This window comes from Nonomuraea jabiensis, assembly GCF_014204795.1.
GTDB lineage: Bacteria > Actinomycetota > Actinomycetes > Streptosporangiales > Streptosporangiaceae > Nonomuraea > Nonomuraea jabiensis.
In genome coordinates, this window is record NZ_JACHMB010000001.1 from 2604243 (window position 1) to 2620463 (window position 16221).

The 16221-nt window shown below is 73.3% G+C and carries 9 protein-coding genes; 7 read left to right on the forward strand and 2 right to left on the reverse strand.

Features of this window, described 5'->3' with window-relative positions:
• Positions 1-60 precede the first annotated feature (60 nt).
• Positions 61-1044: an NAD(P)-dependent alcohol dehydrogenase gene (locus HD596_RS11340; protein WP_185069219.1), complete on the forward strand. Its 984-nt coding sequence runs from the start codon at positions 61-63 to the stop codon at positions 1042-1044.
• A 58-nt stretch (positions 1045-1102) separates the two neighbouring features.
• On the forward strand, positions 1103-1852 hold the full coding sequence (locus HD596_RS11345; protein ID WP_185069220.1) for a sulfite exporter TauE/SafE family protein: 750 nt from the start codon (positions 1103-1105) through the stop codon (positions 1850-1852).
• On the opposite strand, the gene HD596_RS11350 is transcribed toward HD596_RS11345, so the two are convergent.
• Positions 1853-2554 carry a hypothetical protein gene (locus HD596_RS11350; RefSeq protein WP_221519286.1) on the reverse strand — a complete coding sequence of 234 codons (702 nt, stop codon included), beginning with the start codon at positions 2552-2554 and terminating at the stop codon, positions 1853-1855.
• 144 nt (positions 2555-2698) lie between these two features.
• Between HD596_RS11350 and HD596_RS61585 the strand changes: the two genes are divergently transcribed.
• The 4 genes from HD596_RS61585 to HD596_RS63690 all read left to right on the forward strand — a co-directional run bounded on the left by HD596_RS61585 (position 2699) and on the right by HD596_RS63690 (position 10107).
• Positions 2699-4042 (forward strand): AAA family ATPase, encoded by a 1344-nt coding sequence (locus HD596_RS61585; protein ID WP_185069221.1) that lies wholly within the window; start codon positions 2699-2701, stop codon positions 4040-4042.
• On the forward strand, positions 4039-5241 hold the full coding sequence (locus tag HD596_RS11360) for a tetratricopeptide repeat protein (protein ID WP_185069222.1): 1203 nt from the start codon (positions 4039-4041) through the stop codon (positions 5239-5241). Before HD596_RS61585 ends, HD596_RS11360 begins: the two co-directional genes overlap by 4 nt.
• 111 nt (positions 5242-5352) lie before the next feature.
• On the forward strand, positions 5353-6915 hold the full coding sequence (locus HD596_RS11365) for a cellulase family glycosylhydrolase (protein WP_185069223.1): 1563 nt from the start codon (positions 5353-5355) through the stop codon (positions 6913-6915).
• 327 nt (positions 6916-7242) lie between these two features.
• Positions 7243-10107: an ATP-binding protein gene (locus HD596_RS63690; protein WP_185069224.1), complete on the forward strand. Its 2865-nt coding sequence runs from the start codon at positions 7243-7245 to the stop codon at positions 10105-10107.
• A gap of 32 nt (positions 10108-10139) precedes the next feature.
• Here HD596_RS63690 and HD596_RS11375 read toward each other — a convergent pair whose 3' ends face one another.
• A complete protein-coding gene (locus HD596_RS11375; RefSeq protein WP_185069225.1) occupies positions 10140-12686 on the reverse strand; it encodes a M4 family metallopeptidase in 2547 nt (848 codons plus the stop codon).
• A gap of 251 nt (positions 12687-12937) precedes the next feature.
• Here HD596_RS11375 and HD596_RS11380 point away from each other — a divergent pair, with 251 nt between their 5' ends.
• Positions 12938-16201, forward strand: coding sequence for an AfsR/SARP family transcriptional regulator (locus tag HD596_RS11380; RefSeq protein WP_313043617.1), 3264 nt, complete (start codon positions 12938-12940; stop codon positions 16199-16201).
• Positions 16202-16221: the final 20 nt, after the last annotated feature.

A 16221-nucleotide genomic window follows, 5' to 3' on the forward strand; every position in this document is an offset into this window, starting at 1 on the left:
GTAGAGGGCGGGTGGCGGGCCTGGCGACACTGGTCGCAAGTCCCCCCGAAGGAGAGAGCGATGAAGGCGTTCGTCCTACCCTCGTACGGCTCACCCCTCGTCCTGACCGACGTCGACCAGCCCGTGCCCGGCGACGACGAGGTGCTGGTCCGGGTGCGCGCCACCTCCGTCCAGCCCTACGACTGGCACTTCCTGCGCGGCGAGCCGTACGTGGCGCGCGTGATGGGCGGTGGCGGCCCGGGGCTGCGCAAGCCGCGGTTCAGCGTCCTCGGCGCCGACGTGGCCGGGGAGGTGGAGGCGGTCGGCAAGGACGTGACCGGGTTCCGCCCCGGCGACGAGGTGTACGCGATGCCCAAGAAGGGCGGCTTCGCCGAGTACGTGTGCGTGCAGGAGAGCGAGCTGGCGCTCAAGCCGAGGAACGTGTCGTTCGAGGAGGCGGCGGCGGTGCCGATGGCGGCCGGCACCGCCCTGCTGGCCCTGCGCGACGACGGCCGCGTCCAGCCCGGGCAGCGCGTCCTCGTCAACGGGGCCTCCGGCGGCGTGGGCACGTTCGCCGTCCAGCTCGCCAAGGTGTTCGGCACGCACGTCACCGGCGTGTGCAGCTCAAGGAACGTGGGCCTGGTCCGGTCACTCGGCGCCGACGAGGTCGTCGACTACACCAAGGAGGACTTCACCCGGAGCGGGCGGCGCTACGACCTGCTGCTGGACATCGCGGGCAGCCGCTCCGGCTCCGCCTGCCGGCGGGTGATGACCCGCAAGGCGACCCACGTCCTCGTCGGCGGCCCGGCCGGCCGCTGGTTCCAGCCCGCGAGCCACGTGTTCGCGACGCTCGCGGCGGGGCTGTTCGTGTCCCAGCGGGTGGTCGTGACGGAGGTGGTGCCCTGCACGGAGACCAGGCAGAACCTCATGACGCTGGCCGAGCTGATCGAGAGCGGCGAGATCCACCCGGTGATCGACCGGACCTATCCGTTCGCGGAGATCCCGGCGGCCGTCAGCTACCAGGAGCAGGGGCACGCGTCCGGCAAGGTCGTCATCTCTCTCTGAATCCCACACTATGGGATGATTTGTCTTATTAAGAGAGACATGTCCTAGAGTTCCGAGCATGACACCACTGGAGATGGTCGCGGTGCTGGCGGCCGGGGTTGCGGCCGGAGGCATCAACGCCATCGTGGGCAACGGGTCGCTGATCACGTTCCCCACGCTACTGGCTGTCGGCCTGCCGCCCATCACGGCGAACGTCTCCAACAACATCGGCCTGGTCCCAGGCGGCATCACCGGCGTCATGGGCTACCGGCCCGAGCTGAAGGGGCAGCGGGAGCGGCTGCTCAGGCTGGCCCCGGCCTCCGTCGTCGGCTCGCTGGCCGGCGGGCTGCTGCTGCTCACCCTGCCCGAAAGCAGCTTCAACGTGATCGTGAGCGTGCTGATCGCGATGTCCTGCGCGCTGGTCCTCATCCAGCCCAGGCTCAGCAGCCTGCTGGCCGCCCGGCCCGGGCGCGAGCACGGCGGGCCGTGGCTGTGGCTGGGCGCGCTCGCCGCCGGCGCCTACGGCGGCTACTTCGGCGCGGGCCAGGGCATCCTGGTCATCGGGCTGATGGGCATCATGCTGGACGAGAAGCTGCAGCGCATCAACGCGGCCAAGAACGTGCTCGTCCTGCTGGTCAACTTCACCGCCGCCGTCCTGTACGCCCTCGTCGCGGACGTCGACTGGCAGGCCGTGCTGCTGGTGGCGCTGGGCTCGACGGTGGGCGGCTTCCTCGGCGCGCGCCTGGGGCGCAGGCTGCCCGCGGCGTTCCTGCGCGGCCTGATCGTCTGCATCGGCGTCGTCGCGATCGTCAAGCTCCTGGCGACCTGATCAGCCGGACAGCCCGAAGAAGAAGGCGGCCGGGATCAGCGCCACGACCAGGGTGGCGGCCCACCACCGGGGAGCGGGGCCGTCCCGCAGCACGGCGACCCCGAGTGGCACGAGCGCGACCGCCAGCCCGGCCAGCGCGACCAGCGAGATCGGGTCGCTGCTGCCCTTGAGCACGCCCAGCGGCAGCCCGGCCGCCAGCGCCAGGCAGACGCACCGGATCACGCCGAGCGCCCTGGCCCGGTAGGCGCCGACGGCGAGCACGATCCAGCCGGCCATGATGCAGACGTTGACCGCCTTGAACACGTGGAAGGCGCCGTAGGTCTCGCTGACCGCCTTCTGGGCCGGCGCCAGGCCGAGGGTGTCCACCAGGTGGAAGGCCAGGTGGCTCACCCCGGCGTGGAAGACCCGTCCGAAAAGGCCGAGGATCACCAGCGTGGCGCCCCATTGCGCCCAGCCGGGGTGCGACCTGCCGATCAGGCGGGCCAGCGAGGTCACCGCGGGCCACAGGAGCACGATGCCGGCGGCGTACAGGCTGTAGGACAGGACCATCCGCTCGGGCTGGGCGGCGTAGGCGGCGAGCTGATCGGGGAAGAAATCGCCCTCGCCCGCCCGGATGAGCACCCCGGCGAGCAGCAGCGACGGGCCGAGCACCAGCCCGGCGCCCTCGACCCAGCGCCCGGGAAGCATGTGCGTGATCGTCATGCCACCGATCCAAGCGGCGGGCGCGCCCGCGCACACGGGCGCTGTCGCGAGAACCGGAGGTAGAGCCAGCACTACCTCTCCCTTGAAGGAGTAGTCTGCGTAGTTTTAGTACGACCGAATCCTGCGACAGAAGGGACCAGGCACGTGCTCGACGATGCCGGCCTCCAGGCACTACGCGAGGCGGCGCGCCTGTCTCCCGACAACCTCCCGCTCCGCCGGCATCTCGCCGAGCAGCTCCTGACCAGGGGATACCTGGCCGACGCCGAGGCCGAGTTCCGCGCCGCGCTCCTGCTCGCGCCCAAGGACCCGGACATCTCGGCGGGGCTGGCGGAGGCGTTCGTCCGGCAGAGCGCCCACGGCGCGGCGCTGTCGGCGCTGGAGCCGTTCCTGGCCTCGCCCGGCTACCCGCCGCGGATGGGCGTGCTCGCGGCCAGGGCGCTGCTCGGCGAGGGCGACTTCGGCCGGGCGGCCTACCGCTACCACGAGGCGGTCTCCCGCGACGCGTCCGTCGCCGACCCCGAGCTGGCCGCCCGCCTGACCACCCCGGTCGCCCCGTCCGTGCCCGCGGCGCCCGCCCCGTACGCGACGACGCCGGCGGACGCGCCCTCCGGCGCGGAGGTGGAGAGGTCGAAGGTCACCTTCGCCGACGTGGCCGGGATGGAGGCGGTCAAGGAGGCGCTGCGGGTGAAGCTGCTGCTGCCGCTCCAGCAGCCCGAGCTGTTCGCCGCGTACGGCAAGCGCGCCGGCGGCGGCGTCCTGATGTACGGCCCACCCGGAGCGGGCAAGACCCACCTGGCCAGGGCCGCGGCCGGCGAGCTCGGCGCGGCGTTCGTCAACGTCGGCCTGTCCGACATCCTCGACATGTACGTCGGATCGAGCGAGCGCAACCTGCGCGCCACGTTCGAGCTGGCCCGCCGCAACCGCCCGTGCGTGCTGTTCTTCGACGAGGTGGACGCGCTGGCCGCGCGCCGCTCCGACATGCGCCAGGCCCACACCCGGCAGCTGGTCAACCAGTTCCTGGCCGAGCTCGACGGCGTGGACCAGGACGCCAACGAGGGCGTCCTGGTGCTGGCCGCCACGAACGCGCCCTGGTACATCGACGTGGCGTTCCGCCGCCCGGGCCGGTTCGACCAGCTCGTGTTCGTGCCGCCGCCCGACGCGTCGGCGCGCGCGGCCATCCTGCGCCTGCTCTGCCGCGACAAGCCGCTGGCCGAGATGGACTTCGACGCGGTGGCGCGGGTGACCGACCACTTCGTCGGCGCGGACCTGAAGGGCGTGGTGGACCGCGCGGTGGAGGTCAAGCTCCAGCAGTCGATCAGCGCCGGCCGGCCCATCCCGATGAACACCCACGACCTGCTGGCCGTCGCCCAGAACACCCGGCCCACGGCCGTGCGCGAGTGGCTGGCCACCGCGCGCAACTACGTGCTGCACGCCAACGAGTCCGGCGCGTGGGACGAGCTGATGCCCTGGATCAAGGGCAAGCGGTGAACCCTCGCGAGTCGATCCTGCGGGCGGGCACGCTGCTGCGGATGCGCCGCCCGGCCGACGCGGAGCGGGAGCTGCGCGGCGTGCTCGCCGTCCAGCCCGAGCACTTCACCGCGTTCTCGCTGCTCGGCCTGGCCCTCGTCCAGCAGGGCAGGACCGCCGAGGCCGTGTCCGCGGCCCAGGAAGCGGTACGGCTGGCGCCCGACCAGTCGTACCCGCACTACATGGCCGGGCAGGTCTACCTCCGCATCCAGCGGCCGGACCTGGCCGTCACCGCCGCCGAGACGTCGCTGGCGCACAACCCCGAGTCGGCGTCGACCTGGGAGCTGCTGGCCCGCGCCCACCTGCGGCTGGGCCGGTACCGCCAGGTGGTCGAGGCGGCCCACCGGGGGCTGGCCATCGATCCGCAGGAGTCCGACCTGGTGAGCCTCCTGGCCATGGCGCACGTCCAGCTCGGGGAGGCGGAGCAGGCCAGGGCCGCCGCCGCGGACGCCGTACGGCTCGATCCGGAGAGCGAGACCGCGCACCTGGCGTACGGCCACGCGGCGCTGCTCGCCGGCGACGCGAAGACGGCCGCCGCGGCCTTCCGCGAGGTGCTCCGCCTCGACCCCGGCTTCGACCCGGCCAGGGACCTCCTCGTCACGGCGCTCAAGCAGCGCAACCCGCTCTACCGGATCCTGTCGAACCTGCGCGGCCGGTTCCTGGGCGGCTGGCGGATGGTCCTCCTGCTGCCCGCCGTGCCGCCGCTCATCGCCGTGTTCGTCCTCATCGCGGTGCTGCACTGGGCGGCGTGGGTGGCCGAGGCGGTGACCGTGCTGCGGCTGGCCCGCGCGAAGGCGACCAGGCTGCTGTTCGAGGGCGTCGAGGCCCGCGTGGCCGTCGCGAGCTGCGCGCTGCTGGCCGCCGGGGTGGGCGTGCTCGCGCTGGGCATCGCGCTCGGCCAGGACGCGCTCGGCACGGCGGGGGCGGCGCTCATGGCGCTGGTCACCCCGGTGCAGGAGGCCACGCACACGGGCTCGGCCCGCGGGCGCCGCGTGCTGTACGGCTGGACGGGGCTGCTCGCGGTCGCGATCGTCGCGTCCGTGGTCCTCGGCTCGACGAGCGTCGCGCTGCTGGCCGGGTACGCCGGGATCGGCACGATCTGGGTGGCCGCGGGCGTCCGCCGGTTGTCCCCCGCTCCCGAGCGCCAGCCGGCCCGGTGAAACTTTCAAGCATTCTGCCTGGTCACAGCCATAGCACCCACGGTGCGTTGACGAGCGCGAACGCGGCATCCGAGCATGACGCCGCGCTCTCCCTCTCCGAAAGGCACCCCCATGCACTTGTCCAAGGCGTTGACGGCCGCCCTGGCCACGCTGGTGGCCGGAGCGGCAGTCGCTGTCGCCGTGACCACCGCCGCCCCGGCAGGCGCGGCCGCCGGCACGGGCACCGGTTACCTGCACACCAGCGGCAACAAGATCGTTGACAGCACGGGCGCGACCGTGCGCCTGACCGGCATCAACTGGTTCGGCATGGAGACCGACAACCGGACCTTCCACGGCCTGTGGTCCAGCACTCCCTGGAAGGGCCACATCGACAAGATGGCCTCGCTGGGCTACAACACGATCCGCGTGCCGTACTCCAACGACGCCCTCAAGTCCGGCGCCACGGCCACCGGCATCAACGACTACGTCAACCCCGACCTGATCGGCCTGTCGCCGCTGCAGATCCTGGACAAGATCATCGCGTACGCGGGCGGCAAGGGCATGCGGATCATCCTCGACCGCCACCGCCCGACCGCCGCCGGCCAGTCCGCGCTCTGGTACGTCCCCGCCACCCCGGAGAGCACCTGGATCAACGACTGGAAGGCGCTGGCCCAGCACTACGCGAACAACCCCACCGTCATCGGCGCCGACCTGCACAACGAGCCGCACGCCGAGGGCACCAACCCCAACGCGACCGGCTCCTGCTGGGGCTGCGGCGACCAGGCCCGCGACTGGCGGCTGGCCGCCGAGCGGGCCGGCAACGCGGTCCTGTCGGTCAACCCCAACTGGCTGATCTTCGTGGAGGGCGTGAGCTGCCCGAGCGGCGGCCTGTCCAACGTGTGGGACGGCGATCCCAGCAACGACGAGGACTGCGGCTGGTGGGGCGGCAACCTGTCGAAGGCGGGCCAGTACCCGGTACGGCTCAACGTGGCCAACCGCTTGGTCTACTCGCCCCACGAATACGCGACCTCGGTCTACCACCAGCCCTGGTTCGACGCCCCCGACTACCCGGCCAACCTGCCGGCCATCTGGGACAAGTACTGGGGCTACCTGTACAAGCAGAACATCGCGCCGATCATGATCGGCGAGTTCGGCACCACGCTGGCCGCGAACGTGGACAAGATCTGGCTGCAGGAGCTGATGAAGTACACGGGGACCGGGGTGAACGGGATGTCGTTCACCTACTGGTCGTGGAACCCGAACTCCGGTGACACCGGGGGCATCCTCAACGACGACTGGACCACCGTCAACCAGGCCAAGCAGGCCATCCTCCAGCCGTACCTGATCCCGCCGACCGGCGGCACCGGGCAGCCCTCCGACACGCCTACGCCCAACCCTCCCGGGCAGTGCGCGGTGACGTACAAGCAGACGAACTCCTGGCAGGGCGGCTTCCAGGGCGAGCTGACGGTGAAGAACACCGGCACCGGCACGATCAGCGGCTGGACCGCCACCTGGACGTTCCCGTCGGGGGTGACGCTGGTCAACGGCTGGAACGCGGTCGTGACCCAGTCGGGCACCACCTGGACCGCCAAGGGCCCCGACCACGCCAAGAACCTCGCCCCGGGCGCGTCGGTCGCCATCGGCTTCACCGCCAACGGCCCGGCCACCCAGCCCACCAACGCCACCTGCTCCTGACCGGCCTCGAAAGCTCCCGCCGTCGCGGGCGGACGCGCTCCCGCCCGCGGCTCCCGAACGAGCGCCCGCCCCGCGATCCACGACCCAGCACCGCGGGGCGGGCGCTCGCCTTTCCCTTCCCCAAGGGAGCGCATCCTCTTCCACGGCCCTCCCCCAAGAACAGCGCCCCTAACGTCTCCCCCCGAAAGGACAGCAACCCCAACAGCCCTCCCTCTCCCCAAGGGACGGCAACCCGCTGCGGCGGGAAGGAGGGTTGACCCGGGGTCGCACGTAGTGGATAACGGATTCCGACAAAGGGAGTAAACCTGCACTGTTACGGAGACCCCGATGGCAAGCGCGGCTTCTCCCGCATTGGTCGGGCGCGACACCCAGTTGCGGCTGCTCACCGGCGCCATCGCGGAGCCACCCTCCGTCATCCAGGTGCAGGGCGAGGCAGGCATAGGCAAGACCAGGCTCGTCAGAGCGGCCATCGACCCCCTGCGCAGAAGCGATCGGACGGTGCTGCTCGGCCACTGCCACCAGATCCGCGAGCCGCTCCCGTACGGCCCGGTCCTCGACGCGCTCCGGGACGTCGCCCCCGCGCTCCCGCCCCAGGACCGGCTCAGCCCCCTCACCGGCGTCCTGCGCGGCCACCTGCCCGAGCTGGCCGGCCACCTCCCGCCCGCCCCCTCGCCACCCGTGTTCGACGATCCGCGGGCCGAGCGGCACCGGCTGTTCCGGGCCGTCCACGCGCTGCTGGCCGCGGCCGGCCCCGTCGTCCTCGTCGTGGAGGACCTGCACTGGGCCGACGACGGCACCCGTGACCTGCTGCGCTTCCTCACCGACCAGCCGCCCGACGGGCTGGCGCTGGTGGTGACGTTCCGGCGGGAGGAGCTGCCGGTGCCGGGGCTGCCGTTCGGGCACGCGTACCGGCGGACTCCCGGGGTGCGCGGCGAGGTGATCTCGCTGACCCCGCTCGACGTCGAGGGCGTGCGCAGCCTCACCGCCGCGCTGCTCGGCCGGTCGGCGCCGACCCGCGAGTTCGCCGCCCGGTTGCACGAACGCACCGCGGGAGTGCCGTTCGTGATCGAGGAGGTGGTGCGCTCGCTGCTCGACGACGAGGGCCGCTTACCCGAGCCGGACGCGCTCGACCGCATGGCCGTGCCGCTGCTGCTGCGCGAGGCGATGGCCGAACGGCTCGCCGGGCTGTCGCCGGCCGCGCTGCGCGTCGTGCGCGCCGCCGCCGTCCTGGGGCTGCCCGCCGACGAGACCCTGATCGCCGCCGTGTCCGCGCCCACCCCGTCCGAGCCCGGGCTGGGCCAGGCGCTGGAGGCCGGCGTGCTGCTCGAGCACAAGGACGGCCAGTACGGCTTCCGCCACACCCTCGCCCAGCAGGCCGTCTACGACACCATCCCCGGCCCCGAGCGCCGCCAGATCCACCACCGGGCCATGACCGCGCTGTCCGGGCTCGACCTGCCGCCCCTCGTCCAGCTCGCCCACCACGCCCGCCGCGCCGGCGACTACGCGGCCTGGCAGCGCCACGGCGCCGCCGCCGCCGACCACGCCGCCGCGCTGGGCGACATCCCGCTCGCCGTCGAGGTGCTCGAAGGGCTGCTCGCCGACCCCAAGCTCCCCCACGACGCCCGCGGCCCGCTGGCGCTCAGCCTCAGCAGGGTCGCCGCCATCGGCCTGTCCCACCGCCGCGTCGTACGCATCCTGCGCCACCTGCTGTCGGACGACTTCCTGTCCCCGCAGGTACGCGGCCAGGCCCGGCTCAACCTGGGCGTGCTCCTGTCCAACCAGGCGGGCGCGGTCGCCGCGGGCCGCCAGGAGATCCTGGCCGCGCTCCCCGACCTGCACGACAACCCCAGCCTGGCCGCCCGCGGGCTGGCCCTGCTGGCGATGCCCGCGTGGGGCGGCGAGCCGCTCTCCATGCACCAGGAGTGGATGGTGCAGGCGGAGAAGCTCCTCGACGACCGCGATCCTGAGCTGACCGCCGCCGTGCTGGTCAACAAGGTCACCCTCGCCATGCTGGTCGGCGCGCCGGACGCCTTCGAGCTGGTGGGGGCGCTGCCGGTCAACGACCCGGCCCCGGCCGTACGCCGCCAGGTGGCGCGCGGCTACTCCAACCTGTACGACGCCGCGGTGGCGCTCGGTCACTACGCGGCGGCCGAGCGGTTCGCGGGCCAGAGCAGGCGCATCGCCGAGGAGACCGGCGCGCTCTACCCGGAGTTCCTGGTGGAGATGTCGTCGATCCGGCTCGACCTGCTGACCGGCCGCTGGGAGGGGCTGCGCGAGCGGGCCGTCGCCGCCGTCGAGATGAGCTTCGAGGCGCCGCTGCTGGCGGTGGACGCCCGGCTGACGCTCGGCATGCTGGCCCTGGCCAGGGGCGAGTGGGAGGAGGCCGGCGCGCATCTGGAGGCGGCCGGCGTACGCGACCTGGACTCGGGCTTCCTGCCCGTCGCCGCGGCGGCCTCCAGCGGGCTGGTGGAGCTGCATTTGACCCGCGACTCGCCGGAGTCGGCGCTGCGCGAGGCCGATCTGGCGGTGGGCAGGCTCCGGCGCAAGGGCGTGTGGGTGTGGGGCGACCAGCTCGTGCCGGCCGCCGTCCTCGCGCTGCTCAAGGCGGGCAGGCGGGGCGCGGCGGCGGATCTGGTGGCGGAGTTCGCGGCGGGGATCGAGGGCAGGAACGCGCCGTCCGCGGCGGCCGGGCTGGACGCCGCCAGAGGGGCGCTGGCCCAGGACGCGGAGGAGGCGGTCCGCTACCACGCCCTGGCCCGGGGCGCGTACGAGGCGATGCCGCGGCCGTACGGCGCGGCGCGGGCGGCGGAGTCCGAGGCGGGCGCGCGGTTCGCGCTCGGCGACCGGGCGGGGGCCGCCGACCTCGTCGCCGACGCGGGCGAGCGGTACGCGGCGCTCGGCGCCACCCACGACGCGGCCCGCTGCCGCCACCTGCTGCGCGAGATCGATCCGACCGGGGCGCGGCGCAGGGGCCGGCGGGGCCGCAGCGGGGTGCTGTCGCCCCGGGAGAGCGAGGTGGCCAGGCTGGTCGCGCTCGGCCGGACGAACCGGGAGATCGCGGAGGTGCTGTTCCTGTCGCGCCGCACGGTGGACACCCACGTGGCCAAGGTGCTGCAGAAGCTCGGCGTGCGGACGAGGGCGGACGTGCGGGAGCCCCGGCCGGACGACCGGCCGGGGCTCGTGGAGAGCTAGGGGCTCGTGGAGAGCTAGGGGCTCGCGGAGAGCTAGACGGTGATGCTCCAGGAGTCGAGGACGCCGGTGTCACCGGCGTAGACGTCCTCGATGTCGAGCACCCAGGTGCCCGCCGCCTGCTGGCTCACCGGGACGGAGAACGTCCTGGTGCCGTACTGCGTGCAGGTCGTGCCGCCGTACCTGTCGACCGCGTACCAGGTGCCGCTCGGCCCGCGTACCCAGATGTCGAGGTCCTCCGCGCACGTGTGGCTGATCGTGATGGAGATCTTGACCGGTGAGGTCGCGGTCCCCGTCGCGGTGGAGGTGATCGAGCTCTGGGTGTTGTTGAAGTCGGTGATCGGATAGTCGGTGCCGTTGGTGAACGTCCGGCCGCCCGAGGTGGTCTGGACGGTCAGCGTGTACGTCGCCGTGTGCGTGGCCGTCACGCCGGTGGCCGTCACCGTGACGGTGTAGCTGCCGGCCGGGGTGGTGGCCGCGGTCGAGATCGTCAGCGTGGACGATCCGCCCGAGGTCACCGAGGCCGGGTTGAACGCCGCCGTGGCGCCGGTCGGCAGTCCGCTTGCCGACAGGTTCACCGTCTGCGCGGTGCCCGCCGTGGTGGCCGTGCTGATCGTGGAGGTGGCCGCCGAGCCCGCCTGCACCGTGCCGGACGTCGGGCTGAGGGAGATCGAGAAGTCACGCGTCGGCGGGTTCGAGCTGACGGTGAGCGCGTACGTCGCCGTGTGCGTCGTCGAGCCGGTCCCCGTGACGGTGATGTTGTACGTGCCCGCAGCCGTCGACGAGCCGACCGAGAGCGTCAGCGTCGAGGAGTTGCCCGAGGTCACCGACGACGGGCTGAAGCTCGCCGTGGTGCCGCTGGGCAGCCCGGAAGCGCTCAGGCTCACGGTCTGGGCGCTGCCGGAGGTGGTCTGCGTGCCGACCGTGACCGTCGCCTGGCCGCCGGGCGCCGCGCTGCCGGACGTCGGGCTGAGGGAGATCGAGAAGTCGCTGGTCGAGGTGCCGCACGCGGGCTCGCCCGAGGCCGCCGCCACGCTGACCGCGCTCCACGCCGCCTTGGTGGTGTTGCACTGGGCGCTGTTGGCCCCGAACAGCTCGATCGCGGCCGCGACCGAGGCTGCGCGGATGTTGGTGTACCGCCAGGACGAGGTCTTGCGGGCCAGCGCGCCCATGTAGATCTTGCCGGCGTTCTGGATGCCGACGCCGGTGACCGACGAGGGGCCGCCGGAGCAGATCGGGCTGGACGGCTTGCCGCCGCCGGGGTTGTTGCCCTCGGCCAGCAGGTAGAACCAGTGGTTCAGCGGGCCCGCCGCCGCGTGCACCTCGGTGCTCGGGATCGAGGAGGAGTAGCAGTTCGGGTCGCCGAGCGCGCTCGGGTTGTACATGTTGCGGATCGGCCCGTCGCCGACCAGGTCGACCTCCTCGCCGACCAGGTAGTCGGCCGGGTCGTTCGGGTTGGCGGCGTACGCCTCGGTGAGCGCGCCGAAGATGTCGCCGGTGCCCTCGTTGATGCCGCCGTTCTCGTTGCCCGACCCGGCGCCGCCCGGCGTGGTCTGGAAGATCGCGTGCCCGAACTCGTGCGCCACGACGTCGATCGGGGTCGCCTGCCGGCTGTTGGCCTGGTTGTGGCCGAAGTTGGTGTAGCTGCCGTTCCAGTAGGCGTTCACGTCATTGAGCCCGACCCGCGCGGGGAAGCCGCGGCCGCTGCCGTTGATGCCGTTGCGGCCCAGCCAGTCGCGCAGCATGTCCCACTCGCGCTGCACGCTGTAGAGCGCGTCCACGCAGGCGGTCTCCAGGTTGGTGCCGGAGCCGTTGCCCCAGGCGTCGTCGGTGCCGGTGTAGGCGCTGCCGTTCTGGCCGCCGCACTGGATGCCGGGCCTGGACGTGTCGGTCATCGAGTACGAGCTGCCGGAGCCGCTCGTCCCGATGGTGACCTGGCCGTAGTAGTAGCCGTTGCCGGTGCCGGCGCGTACGAGGTCGTACGAGTCGGCGATCTCACCGGTACGCGCGTCCACGAACACGTGCTGGATGCTCGGCTTGCCGCCGGCGATGCCGCTGACCATGGCGTCCCAGGCCAGCCTCGGCTTCTCGCCCCAGGCCAGCACGACCAGACGGGGCGTCGCGGTGTCGTCCACGCGCGAGAGCTTCGTCCTGGCGACCTCGGTGGCCTTGCCGGCGCTGATCGTGGCCCTGGTCGGCACGTCGCCCGGGGTGGGGCCCGTCGCCGCGACCGTGTCCCGGACGTTCCCCGCCGCGTCGGTGACCACGACGGCGTCGCCGCCGACCATCGGCAGGCCCTTGTACGTGCGCTCGTACGACACGTAGAACATGTCCGCCGCGCCCGGGGTGACCGCCACGCGGCTGTAGGCCTCGTCGGGGCCCCGGGTGAGCTCGTCGAGCTGGCTGGAGACGGCCTTGTCGGCCACCTGTGCGGCGAGCGAGGCGGGGTCACTCACGCGCGCCGTCTGCTGCTGCTGCGGTGCGGCTCCGGGAGGGGCGGCGTTCGCGGGCGGCGTCTGTAACGCCAGTGTCGTGGCCGTGGCCACGCCGACGACCGCCGCGAGTAAGGCTTTGCGTTTCACGGCTGTGCTGCTCCTTTCGACGTTCTCCCTCGGGCTCGGCACGCTTCGTGAGCGCACGACGGCCCTCGCGCCGCACGGGGATCGCCTCGGCGGCGGGATCGCGGGGAGATTGGGGGGTGGGAAGCTAGCAGTGCTGTTGCGCCTTGATGCCGCGACGCTAAACGGTCACTCCCGACTGGGAAATACGTATACGCATCGGTAGCTATACCGATAATTCCGTTTCACCTGCTCAGTTGCGGGACAATCGGGGCGTGCAATTCGGCATCCTGGGCCCGCTCCTGGTGCGCTCCCCCGGTGGCGAGCCCCTGGCGATCGGGGGTCCGCGCCCGCGTGCCCTGCTCGCGTTGCTGCTGCTCGACGCCGGCCGGATGGTGAGCGTCGAACGGCTCATCGACGGCCAGTACGGCGACCGGCCGCCCACGGAGGCCGCCAACGCCATCCAGGCGCAGATCTCCCGGCTCAGGCGGAGCCTGCCTGCCGGCCTCATCGAGTTCCACGGGTCGGGATACCGGCTGGCAGTCTCGCCGGACGACGTGGACGCGCACCGGTTCGAGCGGCTGTCCCGCGAGGGGCGCAAGCTGCTGGCGGCCGGTCGGTTCCCGGGAGCCGCCTCCTCGCTCAGGGAAGCCCTGGAGCTGTGGCGGGGACCGGCGCTCGCGGACGTCGCCGACGCGCCGTTCGCGGGGCCGCAGGCGCTCCGGCTGGAGGAGCTGCGGCTCTCGGCCATGGAGGACCTGATGGAGGCCGAGCTGGGCCTGCCCGAGGGCAGCCCGGTGGCCGCGCTGCAGGATCTGGTGGCCGCGCATCCGCTGCGCGAGCGGCCACGCGGGCTGCTGATGCGCGCGCTGGAGGCGGCGGGGCGGCCGTCCGAGGCGCTGACGGTCTTCGACGAGACGCGCCGCCTGCTCGCCGACGAGCTCGGCACCGACCCCTCACCCGAACTGGCGGCCCTGCACCTGGCGATCCTGCGCGCCGAACGGCACCAGGTCCGGCGGGTCGCGCCGCCGGCCCAGCTGAACCGGCTCGTCGGGCGGGAGGAGGAGCTCGCGCGGCTGACCGCCCTGCGCGGGGTCCGCCTGGTGACGCTCGTCGGGCCGGGCGGCATCGGCAAGACGCGCCTGGCCATCGAAGCCGCCACCCACCTCCAACACCCGGCCACGACCACCACCCCCGAACCCCCGGGCACGACCTCCACCGGCCTACCCCGGGGGACGGCCACCGCAGACGGGGCTGCGGTGTGGCGCGTGCGGGAGGCGTGTTTCGTGGACCTGTCGCTGGTGGACGGGACCGGGCAGGTGGCGGGAGCGGTGCTGGCCGCGCTGGGATTGCGCGAGCCGGCGCTGCACGGCCTCCCCGACCCCACCGAACGCCTGGTGGCGGCGCTGGCCGAGCAGGACCTCCTCCTCGTCCTGGACAACTGCGAACACGTGCTCGCCGAGGTCGCCACGCTGGCCCGCCGCCTCCTCGCCGCCGCCCCCGATCTGATGATCATGGCCACGAGCAGGGAGCCGCTGGGCATCACCGGCGAGCACCTGGTCCCGCTGGCACCCCTCCCCACAGACCCGGCCGTCAAGCTGTTCGCCGAACGGGCAGCGGCCGTGCGGCAGGAGTTCGCGGTCGGGCCCGGCAACCTGGACGCCGTCCTGCGGATCTGCGCGGCGCTGGACTGCCTGCCGCTGGCCATCGAGCTGGCGGCGGCCCGGATGCGCACGTTCGGCGTGGAGGAGATCGCCACCCGGCTGGCCGAGCACGACCGGTTCCGGCTGCTGTCGCGCGGCGACCGTACCGCCCCCATGCGCCACCAGACGCTGCACGCCATCGTGGAGTGGAGCTGGAGCCTGCTCGACGCCGAGGAGCAGGCGCTGGCCAGGCAGTTCTCCGTGTTCGCCGGGGGCGCGAGCCTGGAGGCGGTGGAACGGGTGTGCGGCGCGGACAGCGCCGACCTGCTGGCCGACCTGGTGGACAAGTCGCTGGTCGAGACCGACGGCGAGCGCTACCACATGCTCGACACCATCCGCCTGTTCTGCGCGGAGCGGCTGGCGGAGGCGGGCGAGGAGGATCGGCTGAGAGCGGCCCACGCCGCCTGGTTCCTGGAGTTCGCGCGCCGCACCGACGGCCTCCTCTACAGCGCCGAGCAGCTCCGGGGGCTGGCCCTGCTCTCGGCCGACAACGCGAACCTGCAGGCGGCGCTGCGGTGGAGCGTCGAGCACGACCCGCCGGCGGCGGCGCGGCTGGTGGCGGCGCTGGCCATGTACTGGTGGCTCAGCGGGCGGCGGGGCCAGGCGACCCGGCACGCCGTGCGGCTCCTCGACGCGATCGGCCCCGAACTGGGGGAGGAGTACCTGCTGGTGGTGCTGCACGCCGTACCCGACGCCGAGTCCCCGCACTGGAAGCAGGCCTGGACGGTCATCGGCTCGCTGGAGCGGCCGATGCGGTGCCGGTTCGGCCCGGCCCTGTGGGGGATGCTCGCGGGGCCGCCCCCGCCCGGGGAGGCGGTCGCCGTCCGCGTGATCGGGTCCGACCCGTGGAGCAAGGCGCTCGGACGGTTCAGCGGCGCGCTGCTGGAGCTGCTGAGCGGCGACGTCGCCAGCGCGGAGCGGGGACTGGAGTCGATGATCGCGGAGTTCGGCGCCCTGGGCGAGCGCTGGGGGAAGACGCAGGGGCTCGACTGGCTCGGGCTGATCGCGAGCTGGCGCGGTGAGTGGGGACGCGCCATGGGGCTGTGGCAGGAAGCGGTCGGCCTGCTCGAAGAGCTCGGGGCGATGGAGGAGCTGGCGGACGTGCTGCACCGGCGCGCCGAGGCGCACTGGCGGGCCGGGGACGCGCCGGCCGCCCGCGCCGACTGCGAGCGGGCCGGGGAGCTGGCGCGCCGGCTCGGGCGGCCGGAACAGACGGCGTGGGTGAGCCTGCGGCTGGGCGAGATGGCCCGCCTGGAGGGTGACCTGGCGGAGGCGTCCCGCCACCTGGAGGCCGCGCTCGCCGCCTCCGAGACCGGCCTGTTCTCAGCCCACGGGGCCAGGTCGCACGTGCTGACGGCGCTCGGCCGGCTGGCCGAGGCGACCGGCGACGCCCCCGAGGCCGCGCGCCGGCACGCGGAGGCCCTGGCCATGACCCTGAACTCGCCGCTGACCACCGACCTCGCCCACGCCACGGAAGGCCTGGCGGGCCAGTGCCTCCTGGACGGTGCGGGAGATCTGGCGGGCCGGGCCCTGGACGCCGGAGAAGATCCGGCGGGTCCGCGCGTGCTGGGCAGCGCGGAAAGACCGGCGGGCCGGGGCCTGGACGGCGTATCGGTGGGCGGTGGATCGGCGGAGCGGGCGGCGGTGCTGCTCGGGGTGGGGGTGGCGTTGCGCGGCATGGCCGTCGCCGGGGATCGGGACGTCGCCAGGATCGCCGCCACCGCCACGGACGTCCTCGGACCGGCGGGATTCGCGGCGGCGTACTCCAGGGGGGCGTCGATGAGCAGGGACGACGCGCTCGCCACCCTGATCGCGCTCGCGGGCCCCGGCCACTGACCCAACGCTGACCCCGGTCG

What these genes read in the sequence shown, in the direction of transcription:
- HD596_RS11345 (WP_185069220.1), top strand. Translation starts at nt 1,103, where the DNA reads ATGACACCACTGGAGATGGTCGCGGTGCTGGCGGCCGGGGTTGCGGCC.
- HD596_RS11365 (WP_185069223.1), top strand. Translation starts at nt 5,353, where the DNA reads ATGCACTTGTCCAAGGCGTTGACGGCCGCCCTGGCCACGCTGGTGGCC.
- HD596_RS63690 (WP_185069224.1), top strand. Translation starts at nt 7,243, where the DNA reads ATGGCAAGCGCGGCTTCTCCCGCATTGGTCGGGCGCGACACCCAGTTG.
- HD596_RS11340 (WP_185069219.1), top strand. Translation starts at nt 61, where the DNA reads ATGAAGGCGTTCGTCCTACCCTCGTACGGCTCACCCCTCGTCCTGACC.
- HD596_RS11350 (WP_221519286.1), bottom strand. Translation starts at nt 2,554, where the DNA reads ATGACGATCACGCACATGCTTCCCGGGCGCTGGGTCGAGGGCGCCGGG.